This is a genomic window from Acuticoccus yangtzensis (genome assembly GCF_001927245.1).
GTDB lineage: Bacteria > Pseudomonadota > Alphaproteobacteria > Rhizobiales > Amorphaceae > Acuticoccus > Acuticoccus yangtzensis.
Genome location: NZ_MJUX01000003.1, coordinates 388750 through 409477, shown reverse-complemented (window position 1 = coordinate 409477; position 20728 = coordinate 388750). Strand labels below are relative to the sequence as shown.

Genomic DNA, 20728 nt, shown 5'->3' with positions numbered 1-20728 from the left:
CTTAGGCGTAGTTGAGGATAGACATGCGTGAGAGCTGGTTGGTGAGCGCGTAGCTCATCTCGATCTGGGTGGTGATCAGGTCGATTCGCACCTTCGCCTCCACCGGATCGGCGCCTTCCAGATCGGCGATCTTGGTCCGCAGGATGTCCCGCGACAGGCTCATCCGGTCGTTCGCCTTTGCGACGGCGTTTTCGGCAAAGCCCAGCATCGACTTCAGGCTGACGACCTGGGTGATGCCGGTGCCCATGACGATCCGCGCCTCGGCGACCACCGCGTTGCGCACTTCCTGATTGAGGCCCTCGAAGTTGAGGCCGGCAATCATCGAGAAGCTCATGGCGATCGTGCGCATGGCCTCCTCGTTGGCCGTCACGCTGGTCGGGATGCGCTCGGACGGGGAGATGCGGCTCACCATCCGGTCCGAGGAGGCGTGCGACCAGGTGCCGGTATAGTTCGCCAGGGTGAAGAGATCGGCGAACTCGTTGGCGAGGAAGTCCTGCATGTCGGTGACGGTGATCGTCTCCGCCAAGGGATCGCTGGGCGGGAAGCCGAACTTGGTGGTGAAGGCGGCCTCGATGGCGGCCTGCGGCCCGTTGTCGAAGCGCTCCACGGGCCGCGTGTCGCTCTTCTGGCCGCCGAACAGGTAGGACCCGCCGTCCGATGCGTTGAGCCGGTCCGAGAAGCGGTCCAGGGACGAGAAGGCCTGGATGCTGAGCGTCGTCGCCGCGGCGTTGCCGGGGGGCAGCGCCACCATCGAGGCGAGCATCTCCGAGGCGATGGTCTCGAGGTCGGCGAGCGCGGTCTGCGTCTGCTCCATCCGCGCGGTGGCGGACCCGTTCGAGATGAGCAGCGTCTCCACCAGGCCGAGGTCCATGCGCGTCCCGACGGTGCGGCCGGTGTCCGAGCCCAGCGCCAGCCCGACGTCGGCGTGGCGCTGTGTGGCGATCTCGACCGTGCGGTCCGTCAGTTCGGCCTGCAGGCGAACGATCTCCGAGCGCGGCGCGTTGCGAAGCGCCGCCGTCGACACGTAGGCTGTATGCATCAGAAGATCCTCAGAAGCTCGTCGAACATTTCGTCGATGAGGGTGATCAGCCGCGCGGACGCGGCATAGTTGCGCTCGATAGCGAGCTGCAGGGCATACTCGTCATCCATGTTGACGCCGGTGGAGCGGGACAACGCGTCCGACGCGCCTGCGAGGATCGAGCGTTCGCGCGTGGCCTTGTCGTAGGCGGTCACGCGGATCTTCTCGAGCCACCCCACGGATTCGGTCGCGAAATCGCGCAGGGTCGTGGCGCCGGACAGCTCGGCATCGACGTCCCAGGGGCGGATGTCCTCGAACGCCATGCCGAGCGCCAGAAGGCGGTCCGGATAGGCCGCATAGCCGGACGGATTGCCCGAGCCGTCGCGGAAATTCTCCACCGCACCCCCTTGGAAGGGGTCGACGGCGGCGGCCACCGCGATGGTGCCGGCATAGTCCGGCCCGCCATTGGTGACGAAGAGGGTGCCGGTGCCATCGGCGAACATCGTTTCCAGCTCGCGGGCGATCTCGTCGATCTGCAGGCGGTAGGTGGGCGCGATGGTGTCGCGCACCGTCGCCTGGCCGACGATGAGGCCGGAGCGCAGCGGCATCGGCGCGTCCGGGCCGGTCACGGGCATCCCGTCGATCATGACGGTGCCGCCCTGGGTGTCGACGGTGTAGACCGGGGTGCGCACGAAGGCGACTTCGCGCGGGGACTTGTCGTAGAGGGTGATGCCGCTGTCGGTGAAGAGGGCGATGTCGCCCCCGTCCCGCTGCAGCACCGACACGCCCATATAGATCGACAGTTCGGCGATGATCGCATCGCGCCGGTCTTGGTCCATCGTCGGATCTGCGCCGGTGGAGATCGCCTTCTTCACCGCGTTGTTGGCGGCGTGGAAGTCTTCCAGCAGGCGGTTCACCTCCTGGACCGAGTCGGCCATTTCCTGGTCGGCGCGCTCACGCAGCATGTTGAGCTCGGTCGCCGCATTGTTCAGCGCCTCGGCGAGCTGACGCGCCTCTTCGATGACGGTCTGGCCGAAGAGCGGGTCGTCCGGCGCGTTGGCATAGTCGGCGATCGCCGCTTCCAGATCGCCGATCATGGAGGCGATCGAGGTGCCGTCCTCCGGGTCGCCGATCGTGTCTTCCAGAACCTGGAGATGGGCGAGCACGACGTCCGCCTCGGCCGAAGCGGAGGTGGCGGCGATCATGCGGGTGAAGAGGGCCAGATCCTCGGCCCGGCGGACCGAGGAGACGTGGACGCCACCGTCGATGGTGGTGGAGAGGGTGGCGTAGGTGCGGCTGCGCGTCGGATCGCCGGCGGCCGCGACGTTGCGGCCGGAGAGCGCGATCTGCTGCTGCGCGACAATCAGCGCTTGTCGCGCGACGTTGGCTGCAACGTCGAGACTCATCGTGTGATCCTTAGCGCTTGAGGTTCATCAGGACGTCGAGAAGCTCGTTGCCCGTCTGGAAGCTCTTGGAATTGGCGGTGTAGCCGCGCTGCGCGATGATCATGTCGGTCAGCTCGGAGGCGAGGTCGACGTTGGACTGCTCCACCGCGCCGACGACCAGCGACCCGTTGCCGGCATCGTTCGGCAGGCCGATCCGAACGGCACCCGACTGGGGCGTGATGCGATAGACGTTGCCGGGAAGCGGCTCCATCTGATCCGGCGCCGGGACATTGGCGAGCGGCAGGCGGTAGAACTCGACCTCCGAGCCGTCCTCGTAGACGGCGTAGACGCGGCCGTCGTCGGAGATGCCGACCTCCTGCACCGTCGCCGGAGCGTTGCCGTTGATCTCGACTTCGAGCGGCTCGTAGTCGGCGGCGAGCTGGGTGGTGCCGGAGAAGTTCATCACCAGGCGGTCTTCGGCGTCCGGCAGGGCGACCTGGATGAGCGCCTGCTGATCCGGATTGTTCGGGTCGACGAGCGTCACGCCGTTGGAAGCGCCCGTCTTCTCGTCGAAGGTCTCGATCGCCGAGATGGAGCCGTTGGTCGGATCGAAGGTCACGGTGGCCTTGCCGATCCAGGCTTCGGTGGCGGCGGCCTCACCCAGCGGCGGATTGGGCACGGCGTAGGGGAAGTCGCCCTCGAACGCGGTGTTGCGCGTCGACTGGTCGTACATCACGATTTCCCACTGCGGGTCGGTCGGCGCCAGCGGGTCGTAGTCCTGTATCTTCGTCATGTAGATGTCGATCGTCTTGGCGCGGCCAAGATCGTCGTAGGCGATGACCGAGGACTTCACGGTGTAGTTCACGTCGACGACGGGATCGCTCGTGGTGGCACCGGCCGCGGTGTTGCCGGGCGTGTTGTTGGTGCCGGGGTCGATCACCTCGGCGCCTTCGTCGAAGTTGGCGCGGAAGGTGCCGACGGTGGATGGGGTCGCCCGCATGTTCATGTAGTCGAGGTTCACGACCTGAAGGCCGGCCGTGTCGTTCAGCGTGATGGACGGCTCCTGACCGTCGATCGAGGGGAAGCCCATCAGCGCGAAGCCGGCGGCGTTGACCATGTCGCCCGACTGGCCGTCGATGACGAAGGAGCCGGCACGGGTCAGGTAGTGGCCGCCGTTCTGGTCCTGCACCACGAAGAAGCCGGCGCCCTGCACGGCGACATCGGTCTTGGACAGCGTGTAGGACAGCGCGCCCTGGCGGGAGATTTCGTGCGTGATGTTGGCCTGAACAGCGCCCGGCTGATAGTTGGCAGGACCGGACTTCAGGACCAGGGTCGAAAACTCGGCATCGGCTCGCTTGTAGCCGACAGTATTGGCGTTCGCGATGTTGTCCGCGACGGTCGCCAACTTCGTGGATTGCGCGTTCATGCCGGACACGCCGGTCCGAAGAATATTGTAGAGGCTCATGGACTTTCCTTTTATCGGCGCCGGACTGACCGTCAGGGCGCCACGCCGATCCGATTAGCGCTCGCGGGCCGACATGCCCGTCCACTCGACACGCATTCTGTTTTGCGTGTTCCTGCTTGTGTCAGGCTGAGGGTTCGGCTCCCTTGCCGGCCTCGCCCCGTAAGGTCAGAAGTTGGGCAAGCTCAGCGAAAGCGTCCGTGGACGGCGGATCGGTCGGGATCTGGACCAGCGCCTCGTAGATCTGCGGGACGAGCTTCACCGCCTTGTCGAGCTCGGGATCGGACCCTGGCTTGTAGCCGCCCAGAAGCCGCAGATCGCGCGTGTCCTCGAAGCGGGAGATGAGCGCGCGCAGGCGGCGTGACAGCTCCCACTCGTCCGGCCGGAACGCCTTGTCGGCGAGGCGTGAGAGGGACGAGAGCGGGTCCACCGCGGGAAGGCGCCCCTGCTCCGAGATCGCGCGCGAGAGGATGATGTGGCCGTCCAGAGTGCCGCGCGCGGTGTCGGCCACGGGCTCGTCCATGTCGTCACCGTCCACCAGGACGGCGAAGACGCCTGTGATGGAGCCGAAGCCCTGCGCCCTCCCCGCCCGCTCCACGAGCCGCGTCATATCGGCGAAGACGGAGGGAGGATAGCCGCGCGACACGGGAGGCTCCCCCGCCGCCAGCGCCACATCGCGCGAGGCGTGGGCGTAGCGGGTCAGGCTGTCGACCACGAGGAGGACGCGCTTGCCTTGGTCGCGGAAATATTCGGCGATCGCCATCGCGCTCATCGGGCAGAGGCGGCGCATCATCGGCGTTTCGTCGCCGGTGGAGACGACGGCGACGGTGCGGTCGCGATGGGTGGCGAGCGGGCCGTCGAGCAGCTCCATCACCTCGCGGCCGCGCTCGCCGACCAGCGCCGCCACGACGACATCGAACGACGCCGCCACGCCGATCATGCCGAGCAGCGTGGACTTGCCGACGCCGGACCCCGCGAAGATGCCGACGCGCTGGCCCTCCACCAGAGGGGCGAAGATGTCGAGCACCTTCACCCCGGTCTTCATCGCCTTGTTGAGCGGGGCTCGTTTCAGCGCCTTGGGCGGGTCGGCGTCCACCCGGCGCACGGGGCCGGGCAGCGGCGGCTCCTCGTCGTCGAGCGGACGGCCGAGCGCATCCACCACCCGGCCGAGCCACGCCTCCGACGGGCGGATCTCGAACCGGCCCACGAGCGAGGCCTTGGCACCGAGGAAGGCGGACGCGCGCCTTTCATAAGGCGAGGCGACGACGAGCGAGCGGTCGATCCGCACGACCTCGGCAAGCGCGGTGCCGTCGTGATGGTTGATGAGGAGCTGGTCGCCGAGCGCCGCGTGGGCGGACAGCCCGCGGACATAACGGTCCGTCGGCGTCGCCTCCGACACCACGCCGGACAGCATCACCGCCGGATGTGTATGGCCGGCCAACGCCTCGGCGAGCTTTTCAAGCGCACCCATGCCGTCACCTCCTGGTGGCACGTCGAGATGAGAATTCTGGTTTGCACGGGGTGGATGGTGCGAGGCTGTGCGCGGCGCACGGGCCGGGGCCAGCGCCGGCCTATCGCCGCGCAAGACCACGCCGCCGACCCGCTCACGCAACGCACCGGGGACCGGCGATGCGGCTCCGTCGCACGGGTCAAGCGAATCATTTAGGAAGAGCTTAATTCGCTCTTAACCCGTCCACAGTGAGTGGAGAATGGCAGGGTTCGCATCTGTTCCCATGAAGCGGACCGCGGGGCGGCGTACACCAGCCGTCCAACCCACGGGAGCTCCGATGAACCAGCCGCTCGATCACACCGCGCTCGAAATTCGGCAAGCGCCCCACAACATCGAGATCGAGCAGCAATTGCTCGGGCTGATCCTCGTCAACAACGAGGCCTTCTACCGCGTCTCGGACTTTCTGAAGACGGACCACTTCTTCATCGAGCCGCACCGGCGCATCTACGACCTGATCACCAAGCTGATCCGCTCCGGCAAGGTGGCGACGCCGTCGACGGTGAAGACCTTCCTGCCCGCCGACCAGCCGCTCGCCGATCTCGCCCCGGTGGAGTACCTCACGCGCCTCGCCGCCAACGCGACGACGATCATCAACGCCGAGGACTACGGGCGGAACCTCTTCGACCTCGCGATGAGGCGCGAGCTGATCACCATCGGCGAAGACCTCGTCAACGAGTCCTACGACGCGACGCCTGACATGACGCCGCGCGCGCAGATCGAGGGTGTCGAGCGGCGGCTTTACGGTCTCGCGGAAGGCGGCGCGGCGAGCCAGGGCTTCGTCACCTTCTCGGACGCGCTGACCGCATCGGTCGAGATGGCGGACGCCGCCTTCCACCGCGCCGGCGCCTTGTCCGGCATCGCCACCCACCTCACCGACCTCGACAGGCTGATGGGCGGCCTGCAGCGCTCCGACCTCGTGGTGCTTGCCGGGCGTCCGGCCATGGGCAAGACCTCGCTCGTCACCAACATCGGCTTCGCGGTCGCGCGGGCCTACCGGGCGGGCCTCGAGAACGGGGTGAACAAGACGCTGGACGGCGGCATCGTCGGCTTCTTCAGCCTGGAAATGAGTGCCGAGCAGCTCGCCACCCGTATCCTCGCCGAGCAGTCGGGTATCTCGTCCTCGCTGATCCGCCGCGGCGCATTCGAGGAACACCAGTTCCAGGACCTCGTGGGCGCCGCGACGGCGATGCAGACGCTGCCCTTCTTCATCGACCAGACCGGCGGCATCTCCATCGGCGCGCTGGCGGCCCGCGCGCGGCGGCTGAAGCGGCAGAAGGGGCTCGACCTCCTCATCGTCGACTATCTGCAGCTCCTGTCCGGCTCGGGCAAACCGGGCGCGTCGCGCGTGAACGAGATCACCGAGATCACCACCGGGCTGAAGGCGCTGGCGAAGGAGCTCGAGGTGCCGATCATCGCCCTCTCCCAGCTCTCGCGGCAGGTGGAAAACCGCGACGACAAGCGCCCGCAACTTGCGGACCTTCGCGAATCGGGCTCCATCGAGCAGGACGCCGACGTCGTCCTCTTCGTCTACCGCGAGGAATATTACCTGCAGGCCCGCAAGCCGCCGGAAGGCAGTCAGGAATTCTTCGAGTGGGAGGCCAAGATGGAGGCGTGCCACGGCGTTGCCGAGGTGATCGTGGCCAAGCAGCGTCACGGTCCGACCGGCACGGTGAAGCTCCAGTTCGAGGCGGAGTTGACCCGCTTCGGCAACCTTGCGCCCGAGCACGGGACCGCAGTCAGCTACGAGTAGGAGGCACATGGCCGATTACGACAAAGACGCCGTTCCCGTCGGCTACGTCCACGCCACCGTCACCCTGTCGGGCGAGGCGAAGCTGCTCGCGGCCGAATTGGAGCGGCTGCGCGTCACCGGCCTCGTGGAGCGCGCCAACCTCGAAGTCGTGGTGCAGCGCTCCAAGCTGGACGAAACGCCGGAGTTGAAGCGCCTGCCGCCGATGAAGCGCGGCGAGACGCCGGAGACCGAGGGCGATATTCCGACGATCGAGAAGCGGCTCGGTGCCAAGGAGCTGGCCTTCCTGGCCGAGATGATCCGCCGCTTCGAGGCGATCACCAACGATTGAGGCACCGCCAAGTGGGAGCGGCGGCGCATCCCGTGCGGGACCGCTGCAGCGAGGAGGAGTTCCCCTCCTCGCGCTCCTCTCCGCTTCGCCAGCGGGCAGGCCTTCAATCCGGAAGAGGATTGAAGGCTGCACCAAGGCTCAGAAGGATCGTGACGGCATCAAGCGACCGTCCTCCCCATGCTCGCCGCCCCCTCAAGAGGGGGCGCCTGCGCGTGGGTCCGGGCGATCGCTTGACCCCGCCACGATCCTCCAAGACTTTGGATGGTCGGAACAAGAAGCGGTGAAGGGCGCCCGCGTAGTCGGCACGCGTCCTCTCATCGCTGCACGCCATTGATGCGTCGGCGGCGGTTCTCCGCAGGCGCAGGCTCGGTTAGCTTAATCGGCATGTCAGCCAGTCTCGCCACCACCGTCTCTGCTTCGACCACCGCAGCCGCGCGCTTGACGATCGACCCCGCCGCCATCGTGCGCAACTGGGAAACGATCAAGAGCCGCACCGGCGCCACCGCCGGCGCAGTGGTCAAGGCCGACGCCTATGGGCATGGGATCGACGTGGTCGCCCCCAAGCTCGCCGCCGCGGGCTGCCGCACCTTCTTCGTCGCGCTGCTCGGCGAGGGGCAGAGGCTCCGCGCGCTGCTGCCGGACGTGGACATCTACATCCTGAACGGCGTGTTCGACACGGCCGCGGCGCTCGCCGCCAACCTGCGCCCCTTCCACTCCTCGCTGGAGGCGGTGGCGGACTGGCCCGCCGATGCGCCCTTCGCCCTCAACGTCGACACCGGCATGAACAGGCTCGGCCTCGATGTCACCGAGGCGCTTGCCTATGACGGTCCGCGCCCGTGCCTCCTCGCCAGCCACTTCGCCTGTGCCGATGTGCCGGACCATTCGCTCAACACCGCCCAGGAGGCCGCCTTCGCCACCGTGCGCCGCGCCTTCGCGGACGTCCCGGCCACGTTCGCCAACTCCGCCGCGATCCTCACCCGCCCTCAGGCCCACTACGACCTGGTGCGCCCCGGAATCGCCCTTTATGGCGGCGCATCGGCCGAGGGGGCGGGCACCTTGGAGCCGGCGGCGCGGCTGGAGGCGAGGATCATCCAGGTGCGCAAGGTCGTGCCGGGCGAGACCGTAGGCTACGGCGCCGCCGAGACGGTGAAGCGCCCGACCGAGATCGCCATCATCTCGCTCGGCTATGCGGACGGCTATATCCGCCAATCCGGCGGCTCGGACATGGTGAAGGGCGCCCCGGCCTTCGTGAACGGCCAGCCCGCCCACCTCCTCGGCCGCGTCTCCATGGACCTCATCGCCGTGGACGTGACCGGCACAGGCGCCCGGCGCGGCGACTTCGTGGAGGTGATCGGCCCCAACGTTCCGGTGGACCGGGTCGCGGCCCACGCGGGCACCATCGGCTACGAACTTCTGACTGGCCTTTCGCGGCGGGCCGAGCGCATCGCCGGGCCGCTCTGAGGATGGCGCCGCGCACCGCAACCTGCTCCTGCGGCGCGCTCACCATCACCGTCGACGACGCGCGCCATCTCGGCACGGGCCTGTGCCACTGCCTCGCCTGTCAGCGGCGCACCGGCAGCGTGTTCGCCGCGCTCGCCTACTTTGAACCACCGTTCACCGTCCGCGGCGCGTCGACCCGCTACGAGCGGCGCGGCGACGGCGGCGCCCGCTTCACCTTCCACTTCTGCCCCTCCTGCGGCACCACGCTGTTCCACACCGAGGCGGGAGAGGACGGCGTCAGCGTCGCGGTTGGGGGATTCGCCGACCCGGCCTTCCCCGCCCCCACCGCCTCGGTCTACGACTGTCGCCGCCATCCCTGGGTGCGGTTGCCGGACGGCGTCGCCGTGTTCGCGACCGATCCCTAATAGATCCCGCAGCGCCCACCAAGGCGCCGGGCAAGGAGAGCCGATTGGCCAAACGCGCCTCCCGCTTCGTGTGCCAGGACTGCGGCGCGGTCCACAACCGTTGGTCCGGCAAGTGCGACGCCTGCGGGGCCTGGAACAGCATCATCGAGGAGGCCGGAACCGCCGATATCATGGCGGCCGCCACCGGCAAGACGTCGCGCTCCAAGGGCCGCCGCCTCACCCTCTCCTCGCTCGACGCGCCGATCCCCGAGGCGCCGCGCATCGTCACCGGCATCGGCGAGTTCGACCGGGTGACGGGCGGCGGCCTCGTCCCCGGATCGGCGGTCTTGATCGGCGGGGATCCCGGCATCGGCAAATCGACGCTGCTGCTTCAGGTCGCGGCCACGCTGGCGGATCGGGGCAACCGGGTCGTCTACGTCACCGGCGAGGAGGCGACGGCGCAGGTGCAGCTGCGCGCCCGGCGCCTGGGGGCCGACAAGTCCGCCGTCGCCCTCGCCGCCGAGACCGAGGTGGAGACGATCCTCGAAACCCTGTCGGCGGGCCCTCCCCCGGCGCTCGTCGTGATCGATTCCATCCAGACGCTGCAGACCTCCATCGCCGAGGCCTCCCCCGGCACGGTGACGCAGGTGCGAGCCTCCGCCCAGGCGCTGATCCGCTATGCCAAATTGTCGGGGGCGGCGGTGATCCTCGTCGGCCACGTCACCAAGGACGGCCAGCTCGCAGGGCCGCGCGTGGTCGAGCACATGGTGGACGCGGTGCTGACCTTCGAGGGCGACCCGTCCCACGCCTTCCGCCTGCTGCGCGGCTCCAAGAACCGTTTCGGCCCCACCGACGAGCTGGGAGTCTTTGAAATGACGGGGGGCGGCCTGCGTGAAGTGGACAATCCGTCCGAGCTCTTCCTCGGCGAGCGGGACGTGTCCTCGCCCGGCGCGGCGGTGTTCGCGGGCATGGAGGGGACGCGCCCGCTCCTCGTCGAGGTTCAGGCGCTGGTCGCCCCGTCGCGCCTCGGCACCCCGCGCCGGGCGGTCATCGGCTGGGATTCCTCGCGCCTTTCCATGGTGCTCGCGGTGCTGGAGGCACGCTGTGCGCTTGTATTATCGAGCTATGACATTTATCTGGCAGTCGCGGGGGGTCTTCGCATTGCCGAGCCGGCGGCGGACCTTGCCGTGGCTGCAGCGCTGATTTCTTCCCGCGCGGGGATCGCCCTTCCGCCGGACGTGGTCTATTTCGGTGAAGTCAGCCTTTCGGGCCGGGTCCGCCCGGTCCCCCACGCCAATGGGAGGCTGAAGGAAGCGGCGAAGCTCGGGTTTCGCGGAGCCATCGTCCCCGGCCAAGGGGCTGCGGATAGCGAGGGTTGCGCAACCAGTGAGGTTGCATTGCTAAGCGATTTGGTTCACCGCATCGCACCAAATGGCTTTGCCGACGAGCGGCAGGCTTCCTCTTTCGGAGACGATTGATGAATATCGCGATCCTCGACGGCGTTGTCATTGCCGTGGTGTTCATTTCGGCAGTCCTTGCCATGTTCAGGGGCTTCGTGCGTGAAGTGCTCAGCATTGCCGCCTGGGTCGCCGCCGCCGTGATGGCCTACATGTTCTACGAGCAGGCTCTGCCCTACGTTCTCGAATATGTGGACAACCGCACCATCGCCGTCGGCCTTTCGGCTGCGGGCATCTTTCTTGCTTCGCTCATCGTCGTGTCGCTGATCACCATGAAGATCTCCGATTTCGTGATGGACTCCCCCGTCGGCGCGATCGACCGTCTGGTCGGCTTCGTGTTCGGCGCCGCGCGCGGCCTCCTTCTCGTCGTCGTCGCGGTGATCTTCTTCAACTGGCTCGTGGCTGCGCCCGATCGTCCGGCCTGGGTGACCACCGCCGCGTCCTATCCGAAGCTGTCCGAGCTCGGCGACCAGCTCCTCGCCGCCATCCCGGACGATCCGGAGCAGGCGATCCGCGGCGCCTTCGAGGGTGACGACGCGGCTCCGGCCGCAACGCCCGCCCCTGCTGGTCAGACTTATGATCCGACCCAGCAGCAGCAGCTCGACCAGACGATCGACGCGGCGACCGATCCCGCCGCCGGAACGACCGACAATACCGTCATTCAACCCCAGCCGCTGGGCGGCAACGAGAGCGCAAACTGACATTGACTCGCCTCATCGATACCGGTGACCGCTTCAACGACGAATGCGGTGTCTTCGGGGTTTTCCGGAACCCCGGTGCAAGCGCCCTGACGGCGCTCGGCCTCCACGCCCTGCAGCATCGCGGGCAGGAGGCGGCGGGAATCGTGTCCTGTGACAGGGGCACATTCCGCCAGGAGCGCCACATGGGCCTGGTCGACGACAACTTCACCAGCCAGGACGTCATCGACCGGCTGAGGGGTGACTGTGCGATCGGCCACAACCGGTACTCGACCACGGGCGAGCCTGCGCTCCACAACGTACAGCCGCTGTTCGCCGAAACCGCGATCGGCGGCTTTGCCGTTGCCCACAACGGCAACCTGACCAACGCGCGCAAGCTGCGGCATACGCTGCGCGCGTCCGGGTCCATCTTCCAATCCTCGTCGGATACGGAGGTGCTCATCCACCTCCTCGCCACCTCCGCGAAGGCCACCTTCATCGAGCGGTTCGTGGACGCGATCCGGCAGATCGAGGGCGCCTTCGCCCTCGTCGCGATGACCGACAATCTGATGGTCGGCTGCCGCGACGCGCTGGGCATCCGCCCGCTCGTCATCGGCGACTTCGAGGGTTCCTTCATCCTCGCCTCCGAGACCTGCGCGCTCGACATCATCGGCGCGCGCTTCGTGCGCGAGGTCGAGCCGGGCGAACTCGTCGTCATCTCCGACCGTGGCCTCGAGAGCGTGCGCCCCTTCCCCGACACGCCGCCCAACCGCTTCTGCATCTTCGAGTACGTCTACTTCGCCCGCCCCGATTCCATGCTGAGCGGCCTCAATGTGTACGAGGTCCGCAAACGGATCGGCCGTGAGCTGGCCAAGGAAGGGCCGGCGGACGCCGACATCGTCGTGCCTGTGCCGGACTCCGGCGTGCCGGCGGCCATCGGCTACGCGGAACAGTCGGGCCTGCCGTTCGAGCTCGGCATCATCCGCAACCACTATGTGGGGCGCACCTTCATCGAGCCGTCGGACCAGATCCGGCACATGGGCGTGAAGCTGAAGCACAACGCCAACCGCTACATGCTGAAGGGGAAGCGCGTCGTTCTGGTGGACGATTCCATCGTCCGCGGGACCACCTCCATGAAGATCGTCGAGATGGTGCGCGACGCCGGGGCCGCCGAGGTCCACATGCGCATCGCCTCCCCGCCGACCACCGACTCCTGCTTCTACGGCGTCGACACCCCGGAGAAGTCGAAGCTGATCGCGTCCCGCATGTCGGTCGAGGAGCTGGCGCGCCACATCCGCGTCGACAGCCTCGCCTACCTCTCCATCGACGGCCTCTACAGGGCGACCGGCGAGGATCACCGCCACGAGGTCCCGCAATATTGCGACGCCTGCTTCACCGGCGAATATCCGACGCAGTTGACCGACCGGGCCGACCGTCTTCCGCAGGACCACCTGGCCTTTCTCGAACGGGCCTGAAGGACTTTCCGTGACTGAGCTTTCCGACCCTGTCGCCCTGGGCGGCGGCCTTGCCGACCCCGGCCGGATGGACGGCCGCCTCGCCGTCGTCACCGGCGCCACGCGCGGCATCGGAGCGGCGGTGGCGATCGACCTCGCGGCACGCGGCGCCCATGTGATCGCAGTCGGCCGCAAGGTGGATGCGCTGGAGGCGTTGGACGACCGCATCAAGTCCGCGGGCGGGGCGTCGACCCTGGTGCCGCTGGACCTGACCGACGGGCCCGGCGTCGACCGCTTGGGCGAATCGATCTTCGAGCGCTGGGGCAAACTCGACATCCTTGTCGGCAATGCGGGCGTTCTGGGACGGATCGCGCCGCTCGCCCACATCCCCGCCAAGGTGTGGCAGGAAACGTTCGACGTGAACGTGACCGCCAACTGGCGGCTGATTCGCACGCTGGACCCGGTGTTGCGGCGCTCCGAAGCGGCGCGCTGCGTCTTCATCACATCGGGCGCGGCCACCAAGTTGAGGGCCAACTGGGGCGCCTACGCGATCTCCAAGGCGGCGCTGAACGCCATGATCGTCACCTACGCGGCAGAACTCGGCACCGCCAACGTGCGCTCCAACCTCTTCTCCCCCGGCCCGATCCGCACGGCGATGCGCGCCGCCGCCGTCCCGGGTGAGGATCCCGAGACGCTGCCGACCCCGGACGAAGTCGCCCCCTACATCGCCGCCATGTGCGCGCCGACCTTCGACCGGAGCGCCGCGACATGGTCGTTCAGCGAGAAAGCCTTCCTCTGAGCCGCGGCGCCCGGCACACCGTCCGTAACAGCGAAAACGCCCTGTCCGATCATCCGGCGGGGCTTTTTTGTTGGCACGGCCGAAACTGCCGCCTCGTCAGGCGTCGCCGTTCAACCACTTCTTCTCGACGATGATGTTCGCGTCACCCACGCCATAGGCGCGCAGGTCGGCGATGACGGAGCGCATCATTGGCGGCGGACCGCAGACGTAGAAGCGGTTGTCGAACCCGGTCATCTCGTCGATGAAGCCGGCATCGATCCGGCCGTTCGGTTGGTCTTTCTCCTCGCTCGTGACGAAGATGGACCGCAGCTCTTCCATCGCCTCCCACGTGTCGCGCAGGATGATGTCGCGCTCGGCCTTGTTGGCATAGATCAGCGTGCATCCGTCCAGCGTTCCGGCCGCCTGGCGCGCCCGCAGCAGCGGCACGAACGGTGTGATCCCCGCCCCGCCGGCGATGAAGACGCCCGGCCCCTCGTCGCGAATGTCACCGCTCGGCTCGTCCACGAACACGCGGTCTCCCGGCTCCATCGCGCCGATGCGTTCCGTCACGCCGTCATGGTCCGGATTGGCGGCGGTGTCGTACACCTTGATGATGAAATCGAGCCGGTCTTCCTCGGGCAGCGAGATCATGGTGAACGGCTTGCTGGCGTGCTCGAAACCCGGAATGTCCAGCCCCCAATGGTTCGCTTGGCCGGGGTGGAACTCGTAGCCGTCCGGCCGGTCGAAGACCAGATGAACGGTGTCGTGAGTCACCTGGTCCTTGCTCTTCAAAGTGAGGGTATGGCGCATGGGCGACGTCTCCTTGAATTGTGGTCAAGGAACGCGCTCGCCGCATTTTCGTCTCATAACAGCAGCGAAAAATAACCGAAACCGCCGTGTTGGCCGTACTTTCCGGCCCGCGCTCAGGCGAAGACGACGCCGGCAGCGCTCATGCGTTCGATCGCAGCGGCCAGCGATCCGTCGAGGTCGATGGCGCGGCTGAGCTTGAGATCGACGGTGACCGCGTAACCGAGGCGCGCGGCGTCCAGCGCCGAATAGGCGACGCAGAAATCGGTGGCGAGACCGGCGATGGTGAGGGCTGTGATGCCACGCGTCCTGAGGTAGCCGTCGAGCCCGGTTGCCGTGGTCCGGTCGTTCTCGAAGAAGGCCGAGTAGCTGTCGACGTCGCGGTGGATGCCTTTGCGGATGATGAGGTCGGCCCGCTCGGTCTCGAGGTCGGCATGGAAGGCGGCGCCGTAGGACCCGCCGACGCAGTGGTTGGGCCAGAGCACCTGCGGCCCATAGGGCATGTCCACCACCGAGAAGGGCGCCTTTCCGGGGTGCTGCGAGGCGAAGGACGAGTGGCAGGCGGTATGCCAGTCCTGGGTGAGGATGACCGCGTCGGCCGCGCGCATCGCCGCGTTCAGGCCGGGGACGACGGCGTCCCCGTCCTCTACCGCAAGCGCGCCGCCGGGGCAGAAATCGTTCTGGATGTCGACGACGAGAAGCGCCGCCGCCGTCACATCAGCCTCGCGCCGTTGGGGACGTCCTTGTCGGGGACGGCGAGGACGATGGCGCCGGCCTCGTCCTCATAGCCGAGCACCAGCACCTCGGACATGAACTTGCCGATCTGCCGCGGGGGGAAGTTGACCACCGCCATGATCTTGCGTCCCACCAGGCTGTCCGGCGTGTAGTGCACCGTGATTTGGGCGGAGGACTTCTTCTCGCCGACATCCGGCCCGAAGTCGATGCGCATCTTGATGGCCGGTTTGCGCGCCTCGGGAAACGGCTCGGCGGCGATGATGGTGCCGATGCGCACATCGACCTTGAGGAAGTCGGCGAAGACGATGGGGGAAGCGGGTTCGGTCATGGTCGCCTTTTAGCATGCCGGACCCGGCCCGCCAGTGGGTCCGTCACACCGGGCGCTCGGTGATATCGAACCGTCTCACCGGCCGTTGCGGGCCGTGGCCCACCAGTGACGAGCCGTGAGAGGCAAGCCGCGCGGGAGGCTCTTCGGCGCTGCCCGCGGTCTTCTATGTTCGCGCCCCCGCCGGATCCTCGTCAGTGCTTGAAGCGTCAGCGCTCGCACCGTCCGGGCGGGTCTCGTTGGCGGCGGGCGCAGGACGTTCCGGTTCCGTGTTCAACGTCGTGATCTCCGGCGCGGCATCGTCGAACGGCATCCCCGCCTCCACCGGTGCGGCGGGGTGGGACAGCGGATCGTCCGGCAGGTCGCCCGGCGCGGTGGCGCCGTCGCCGGTCGACATCGAGACGGGAGCCGCGTCGTCGAAAGGCATCGCGCTGGGCGGAAGGTCCCCCTCGTCCGCAGGGTCGCCGGTCGATGGAGAGGGATGATCGGTAGTATCCTGCGGCCGCGCGTCGGCGGGGCGGACACGCACGGCAGGTCCCAGAAACCGGGCGAGGCGGTTGTGGCGCCCCTCGGTCCGGCGAAGAGCCTGATCGAGCGCGGCCATGGTGCGCGGCATGCCGGGATCGTCCTCCTTCACGAAGACGCGCAGCACCTGCATGTAGGCCGCCGCCAGCGCCTGGGCCGCTACGGCGCCGCGCAGGCCGGTGGCATCCACTCCCGCGGCGGCGAGCATCCACACCTGAGAGCGCACGGCGAAGGCGTTGAGGGCGAGGCCGAGGGCGGGGTCGCGACGGGCGGAGCGCATCAGCGAGGCGAGCGCGGGGCGGTGGGGAGCGAGAGCGTCGAGCCGGGCCATCAGCACGTCGAACAGGCGTTCGCGCGGCGGCTCGTCGGCCATATCGTCGAAGGTGCCGGACAGCACCTCAGCGTCCACCCGGCGGACGAAGCCTTCGATGATGGCGATGCGGCTCGGAAAGGCGGCGTTCAGCTCGCCCAGCGAGACGCCGGCCGCCTCGGCGATGGCGCTGAGGGTGAGCGTCTCGTAGGGTTGGGCGGCCAGAAGGGCCATCGCCGCGTCGATCACGCGGTCGCGCGCGGTCTCACTCGAACTCAGCATCACACCCTCCCCGTAGCGGGGGCGCCAGCGCGAAGCCCGGCGCCGTCCCAGTCGTGGCGGGGCTTAGCTGCCGAGCTCGCGCGAGCGCTTGGCCGCAGCGTCCACGGCCTTCGTCATCAGCTCCGTCAGCGCGCCGGTGTCGGCGAGGACGGAGAGCGCGGCGGCGGTGGTGCCCCCCGGTGACGTCACATTGCGGCGCAAGGTGGCCGGGTCAAGCGGACTGCGCGCAAGAAGCGCACCGGCGCCGATGACGGTCTGGCGCGCCAGGGTCTCCGACACGTCCGCCGGGAGGCCGGCCTTGATCCCGGCCGCGGTCATCGCCTCCACCATGTGGAAGACGTAGGCGGGGCCGGAGCCGGAGACGGCGGTGGCGGCGTCGATCAGCGCTTCGTCGTCCACCCAGGCGACCTTGCCGAGCGCACCGAGCAGCTCGTCGGCGGTGGCGACCACCTCGTCCGACGCATCGATAGCGACGGCGGCGGTCATCCCCTGGCCGATGGACGACGGGGTGTTGGGGATGGAACGCACGATCGGCCCGCGGCCCAGCTCCTTCAGCTTGGCGACGGTGATGCCGGCGGCGATCGAGACGAGCACCGTCTCGTCGTCCACGTTGGCCGTGAGCTGGGGCAGCACCTCGCCCATGATCTGCGGCTTCACGGCGAGGAGGATGGTGTGGGCGACGATTGCCGGCGGCTCCTTCAGGATGCGCAGGCCGGGGCGGCGCAGCGCGTCGAGATCCGCCGTCGGGTCGACGACGATCACCGCCTGGGGGTCCATTCCGCCGTTGAGCCAGCCTTCCAGCATGGCCCCGCCCATATTGCCGGCGCCGATCAACAAGAGCGGCCGCTCAGCAGTGATGCGGCGGCCGACGGCCTCCGCCTCACGCACAAAGTCCGATGTCACGCCTCACCCACCGTTTCGAACAGCGCACTTTCCAGCGCCTCGGCCGCACTCTTACCGGCCCAGACGACGAATTGGAACGCCTGGTAGTGGCTGTCGCAGGTCTCCACGGCGTGGGACAGAAGCGCCTGGATGTGGCCCGTCGCCGGAAGCTCGTCCCCGGCCAGAAGCTGGGTGTGGCGGAAGATGACGACACCTTCCTTGCTCCACAGGTCGAAGTGGCCCATCCACATGCGCTCGTTGACGAGGGCGAGCAGGCGGCAGACCTCGGTATAGCGGGGCTCGGTCACCTTGAGGTCGAAGGCGACGGCGATGTGGAGCGAGTCGAACTCTTCCATATGGGTGAAGGCGACGTGGTAGGCGCTCCACCGGCCGGACACGGAAATGGTGATCTCGTCGTCGCCGACGCGCTCGTAGGTCCAATCGTTGCCGTTGGCCACCTCTTCGATACGGTCGATGGGATTGGCAGTGACGGTGAATTCGTCGTAGTCGATCAAGCTCATCGCTGATCCTTTCAGCACGCAGACCCGGCCCCGATGGGGGTCCGCGCTTGGGCCGACGGTGGAAGCGGGTGGGTCGAATCCCGCAAGACCGCCGATAGGAGATCAAATAACGTGCGGCATGGAAAGGGCGCGGCGGCGCTGGTCCACGGCCGGGCCTACTGCGGGCCTTGCCCGGCAAGCCCGGCGTCATCCGCCGGGGCGGGGGCGAGCGGCGGGGCCATGCGGGCCTCCAGCGCCTCGACACGGGCTTTCAGCGCGTCGACCTCGTCGGCTGCACGGATCGCGATGGCTTTCATGGCCTCGAAATCGTCCCGGTGGACGACGTTCGCATCAGACAGAAGCCGCTCGACCTGGCTGCGCATGGCGCCTTCCACTTCGCGGCGCGCACCCTGGGCCACGGCGGCCGCGTCCGTCGCGAGACGGGCGATCTCGTCGATGAGGCGGTTGTTGGTCTGGGTCATGGCGCTCTCCAATCAAGGCGTCGTCTGTCGCGTATGGGGATTTGGTTCCCACATGTCGACCGGACAAGACGGCCAGTTCAACAACACATCGCGCTCGTTCGCGATACTCTATATGTGGTCCGTTCGCGAGTCGCTCTATGCTGCCTGTCATTCCGTTTCCGGCACTCGATCCGAATGCAATTGTCATTCCGATCCCCTTTGCCGACGTAACAATTCCAATCCGCTGGTATGCGCTCGCCTATATCGCCGGCATCCTGCTGGGCTGGGCCTATGCGCGGCGGCTGGTGAACAGACCGGCCCTGTGGGGCACGCGCCCGCGGCCGACCGGAGAGGAAATCGGCGACCTCGTCACCTGGGTCACACTCGGCATCGTCCTCGGCGGGAGGCTCGGCTACGTCCTCTTCTACGACCTTAGCGTGTATCTGGCCGACCCGGTCAGAATCATTCGCATCAACGACGGCGGCATGGCCTTTCACGGCGGGCTGATCGGCGTGATCGTCGCCGTGCTCGCCTTCGCGTGGTCCCGCCGCATCTCGTTCGTGGCGCTGTTCGACGTGATTGCCGCGGTCGTGCCCATCGGCCTCTTTTTCGGGCGGATCGCCAATTTCGTGAACGGCGAGTTGTGGGGCCGGCCGAGCGAGGTCGCTTGGGCGATGATCTTCCCCGACCCGCGCGCAGGCGGCGTGCCGCGCCACCCGAGCCAGCTCTATCAGGCGGCGATGGAGGGGCTTCTCCTCTTCGTGGTGCTTGCGATCGCGGTTCGCATGGGATCGCTCAGGCGGCCGGGGCTGACGCTGGGGCTCTTCGGGGCGGGCTACGGTCTGGTGCGCATCGTCGGCGAGACCTTCCGCATGCCGGACCAGCAGCTCGGCTTCCTGTTCGGCCCGGTGACGATGGGGATGCTCCTCTCGGTGCCGATGATCGCCATCGGCGCGGCGGTGATCGCGCGGGCGCTGGTGCGCCCCGCTTACCCGCCCGCCAGCCCGTCCACCGCGATGGACGCGCGATGAGCAAGGACGCGCGCTCCCCGTCCCCGCCGACGCCAACGCCGGTCGCCGAGCGGCTGATCCGGCGCATCGGCCTCAACGGGCCGATCTCGGTGGCCGACTTCATGAGCGCGTGCCTGACCGACCCTGACGGCTATTATGCCAGCCAGGAGCCGTTCGGGACCGAGGGCGACTTCGTCACCGCACCGGAGATCAGCCAGATGTTCGGCGAGCTGATCGGCGCCTTCCTGCTCGACCGTTGGATCAGCGACGGGCGGCCGGCTCCGTTCGACCTCGTCGAGCTCGGCCCCGGTCGCGGCACCTTGATGCACGACGTTCTGCGCGTGATGGGACGCGACCCGCGCTTCGTGCGCTCCAGCCGGGTGGTGCTGGTGGAAGCGTCGGAGCGGCTCAAGCAGGCCCAGCGCCACCGCCTCGCCCCGCTCCACCCCAACATCGCCTGGGCCGACGCGCCGCCCTTGGACCGGCCCTTCTACCTCGTCGCCAACGAGTTCTTCGACGCGCTGCCGGTGCGCCAGATCGTCAGCCGCGGCGGGCGCTGGTTCGAGCGCGTGGTGGGCCTCACCGATGGGGAACTCGCCTTCGGCCTCTCCCCCTTCCCCGTCACGTTCCGGGCGCCGGTGGGTGGTGCGGAGGGGGCGCTTCGCGAGGTCCCACCCTCTCCCGAAGGCGCCGTGCGCGAGCTGCGCCCCGCCGCCGACATCATGATGGCCGACATCGCGCGGGCGATCGCGACGCACGGTGTCGGCGCGGCGCTTGTCATCGACTACGGCTACGACAGCCCCGGCGACGGGGAGACGCTGCAGGCGGTGCGCGCCCACCAGAGCGTCGACGTGCTCGACCGGCCGGGCGAATCGGACCTGTCGGCCCATGTCGACTTCTCGGCGCTGGCGGCGGCGAGCGTGGCGGCCGGCGCCTTCGCCCACGGCCCTGTCGGCCAGGGGGCGATGCTTCTGCAACTCGGCCTTCTGGAGCGCGCCGGGCGCCTGGGCGCGGGCGCCGATGCCGACGGGCGCGCCGCCATCGAGGCCGCCGTCCACCGCCTCGCCGGGGATGGCGAGGGCGAGATGGGCACCCTCTTCCGCGCTCTCGCCGTCACCGCCCGCGCCGCGCCGCCGCCCGGATTTCAACCGCCGAAGGGATCCGCCGCGTGATCCCTGCCCCCGCTCGCCCCCCTCTTCCCCTCCCTCTCCCACCGTCGCCCGTACAG

The 20728-nt window shown here is 68.2% G+C and carries 20 protein-coding genes and 1 pseudogene; 10 read left to right on the top strand and 11 right to left on the bottom strand.

Features of this window, described 5'->3' with window-relative positions; all coding sequences use genetic code 11:
- Window position 1: 1 nt before the first annotated feature.
- From BIX52_RS11105 to BIX52_RS11090, 4 genes are all read right to left on the bottom strand, one after another.
- On the bottom strand, window positions 2-1039 hold the full coding sequence (locus tag BIX52_RS11105; RefSeq protein ID WP_075221118.1) for a flagellar hook-associated family protein: 1038 nt from the start codon (window positions 1037-1039) through the stop codon (window positions 2-4).
- Window positions 1039-2424, bottom strand: coding sequence for a flagellar hook-associated protein FlgK (flgK, locus tag BIX52_RS11100; RefSeq protein ID WP_075221117.1), 1386 nt, complete (start codon window positions 2422-2424; stop codon window positions 1039-1041). The genes BIX52_RS11105 and flgK overlap by 1 nt, the downstream gene beginning before the upstream one ends.
- Before the next feature lie 10 nt (window positions 2425-2434).
- On the bottom strand, window positions 2435-3868 hold the full coding sequence (locus BIX52_RS11095; RefSeq protein ID WP_075221116.1) for a flagellar hook protein FlgE: 1434 nt from the start codon (window positions 3866-3868) through the stop codon (window positions 2435-2437).
- Between the two features lie 121 nt (window positions 3869-3989).
- Entirely contained in the window at window positions 3990-5336 is a 1347-nt protein-coding gene (locus tag BIX52_RS11090; RefSeq protein WP_075221115.1) for a FliI/YscN family ATPase, read from the bottom strand.
- A 316-nt stretch (window positions 5337-5652) separates the two neighbouring features.
- Here BIX52_RS11090 and BIX52_RS11085 point away from each other — a divergent pair, with 316 nt between their 5' ends.
- From BIX52_RS11085 to BIX52_RS11050, 8 genes and pseudogenes are all read left to right on the top strand, one after another.
- Window positions 5653-7125: a replicative DNA helicase gene (locus BIX52_RS11085; protein WP_075221114.1), complete on the top strand. Its 1473-nt coding sequence runs from the start codon at window positions 5653-5655 to the stop codon at window positions 7123-7125.
- Between the two features lie 7 nt (window positions 7126-7132).
- Window positions 7133-7453, top strand: coding sequence for a hypothetical protein (locus tag BIX52_RS11080; RefSeq protein WP_075221113.1), 321 nt, complete (start codon window positions 7133-7135; stop codon window positions 7451-7453).
- A 261-nt stretch (window positions 7454-7714) separates the two neighbouring features.
- A complete protein-coding gene (alr, locus tag BIX52_RS11075; RefSeq protein WP_425426674.1) occupies window positions 7715-8914 on the top strand; it encodes an alanine racemase in 1200 nt (399 codons plus the stop codon).
- Window positions 8915-8916: 2 nt separating this feature from the next.
- Window positions 8917-9318 carry a GFA family protein gene (locus tag BIX52_RS11070; RefSeq protein WP_075221111.1) on the top strand — a complete coding sequence of 134 codons (402 nt, stop codon included), beginning with the start codon at window positions 8917-8919 and terminating at the stop codon, window positions 9316-9318.
- A gap of 44 nt (window positions 9319-9362) precedes the next feature.
- Window positions 9363-10775: a DNA repair protein RadA gene (radA, locus tag BIX52_RS11065; protein WP_075221110.1), complete on the top strand. Its 1413-nt coding sequence runs from the start codon at window positions 9363-9365 to the stop codon at window positions 10773-10775.
- Window positions 10775-11311 (top strand): annotated as a pseudogene (locus BIX52_RS11060) (CvpA family protein); the annotation flags it as partial. The gene radA and the pseudogene BIX52_RS11060, both read left to right, overlap by 1 nt.
- Window positions 11312-11469: 158 nt before the next feature.
- Window positions 11470-12906: an amidophosphoribosyltransferase gene (gene purF, locus BIX52_RS11055; RefSeq protein ID WP_108676549.1), complete on the top strand. Its 1437-nt coding sequence runs from the start codon at window positions 11470-11472 to the stop codon at window positions 12904-12906.
- A gap of 67 nt (window positions 12907-12973) precedes the next feature.
- Window positions 12974-13684, top strand: a complete 711-nt coding sequence (locus tag BIX52_RS11050; RefSeq protein ID WP_075221215.1) for an SDR family NAD(P)-dependent oxidoreductase — start codon at window positions 12974-12976, stop codon at window positions 13682-13684.
- A gap of 96 nt (window positions 13685-13780) precedes the next feature.
- Here BIX52_RS11050 and BIX52_RS11045 read toward each other — a convergent pair whose 3' ends face one another.
- The 7 genes from BIX52_RS11045 to BIX52_RS11015 all read right to left on the bottom strand — a co-directional run bounded on the left by BIX52_RS11045 (window position 13781) and on the right by BIX52_RS11015 (window position 18511).
- Window positions 13781-14473, bottom strand: a complete 693-nt coding sequence (locus BIX52_RS11045) for an FAD-binding oxidoreductase (protein ID WP_075221107.1) — start codon at window positions 14471-14473, stop codon at window positions 13781-13783.
- 113 nt (window positions 14474-14586) lie between these two features.
- A complete protein-coding gene (pncA, locus tag BIX52_RS11040; protein WP_075221106.1) occupies window positions 14587-15186 on the bottom strand; it encodes a bifunctional nicotinamidase/pyrazinamidase in 600 nt (199 codons plus the stop codon).
- Entirely contained in the window at window positions 15183-15533 is a 351-nt protein-coding gene (locus tag BIX52_RS11035) for a tRNA-binding protein (RefSeq protein ID WP_075221105.1), read from the bottom strand. The genes pncA and BIX52_RS11035 overlap by 4 nt, the downstream gene beginning before the upstream one ends.
- A gap of 163 nt (window positions 15534-15696) precedes the next feature.
- A complete protein-coding gene (locus BIX52_RS11030; protein ID WP_075221104.1) occupies window positions 15697-16647 on the bottom strand; it encodes a TetR/AcrR family transcriptional regulator in 951 nt (316 codons plus the stop codon).
- 63 nt (window positions 16648-16710) lie between these two features.
- Complete coding sequence (gene proC / locus BIX52_RS11025; RefSeq protein WP_245803171.1) at window positions 16711-17550, bottom strand: pyrroline-5-carboxylate reductase; 840 nt, start codon at window positions 17548-17550, stop codon at window positions 16711-16713.
- Entirely contained in the window at window positions 17547-18050 is a 504-nt protein-coding gene (locus BIX52_RS11020) for a type III secretion system chaperone family protein (RefSeq protein WP_075221103.1), read from the bottom strand. The genes proC and BIX52_RS11020 overlap by 4 nt, the downstream gene beginning before the upstream one ends.
- A gap of 155 nt (window positions 18051-18205) precedes the next feature.
- Window positions 18206-18511, bottom strand: coding sequence for an accessory factor UbiK family protein (locus BIX52_RS11015; protein WP_075221213.1), 306 nt, complete (start codon window positions 18509-18511; stop codon window positions 18206-18208).
- A gap of 137 nt (window positions 18512-18648) precedes the next feature.
- On the opposite strand from BIX52_RS11015, the gene lgt reads away from it, so the two are divergent.
- Window positions 18649-19521, top strand: coding sequence for a prolipoprotein diacylglyceryl transferase (lgt, locus tag BIX52_RS11010; RefSeq protein ID WP_075221102.1), 873 nt, complete (start codon window positions 18649-18651; stop codon window positions 19519-19521).
- Entirely contained in the window at window positions 19518-20672 is a 1155-nt protein-coding gene (locus BIX52_RS11005) for a class I SAM-dependent methyltransferase (protein ID WP_075221101.1), read from the top strand. The genes lgt and BIX52_RS11005 overlap by 4 nt, the downstream gene beginning before the upstream one ends.
- Window positions 20673-20728 lie beyond the last annotated feature (56 nt).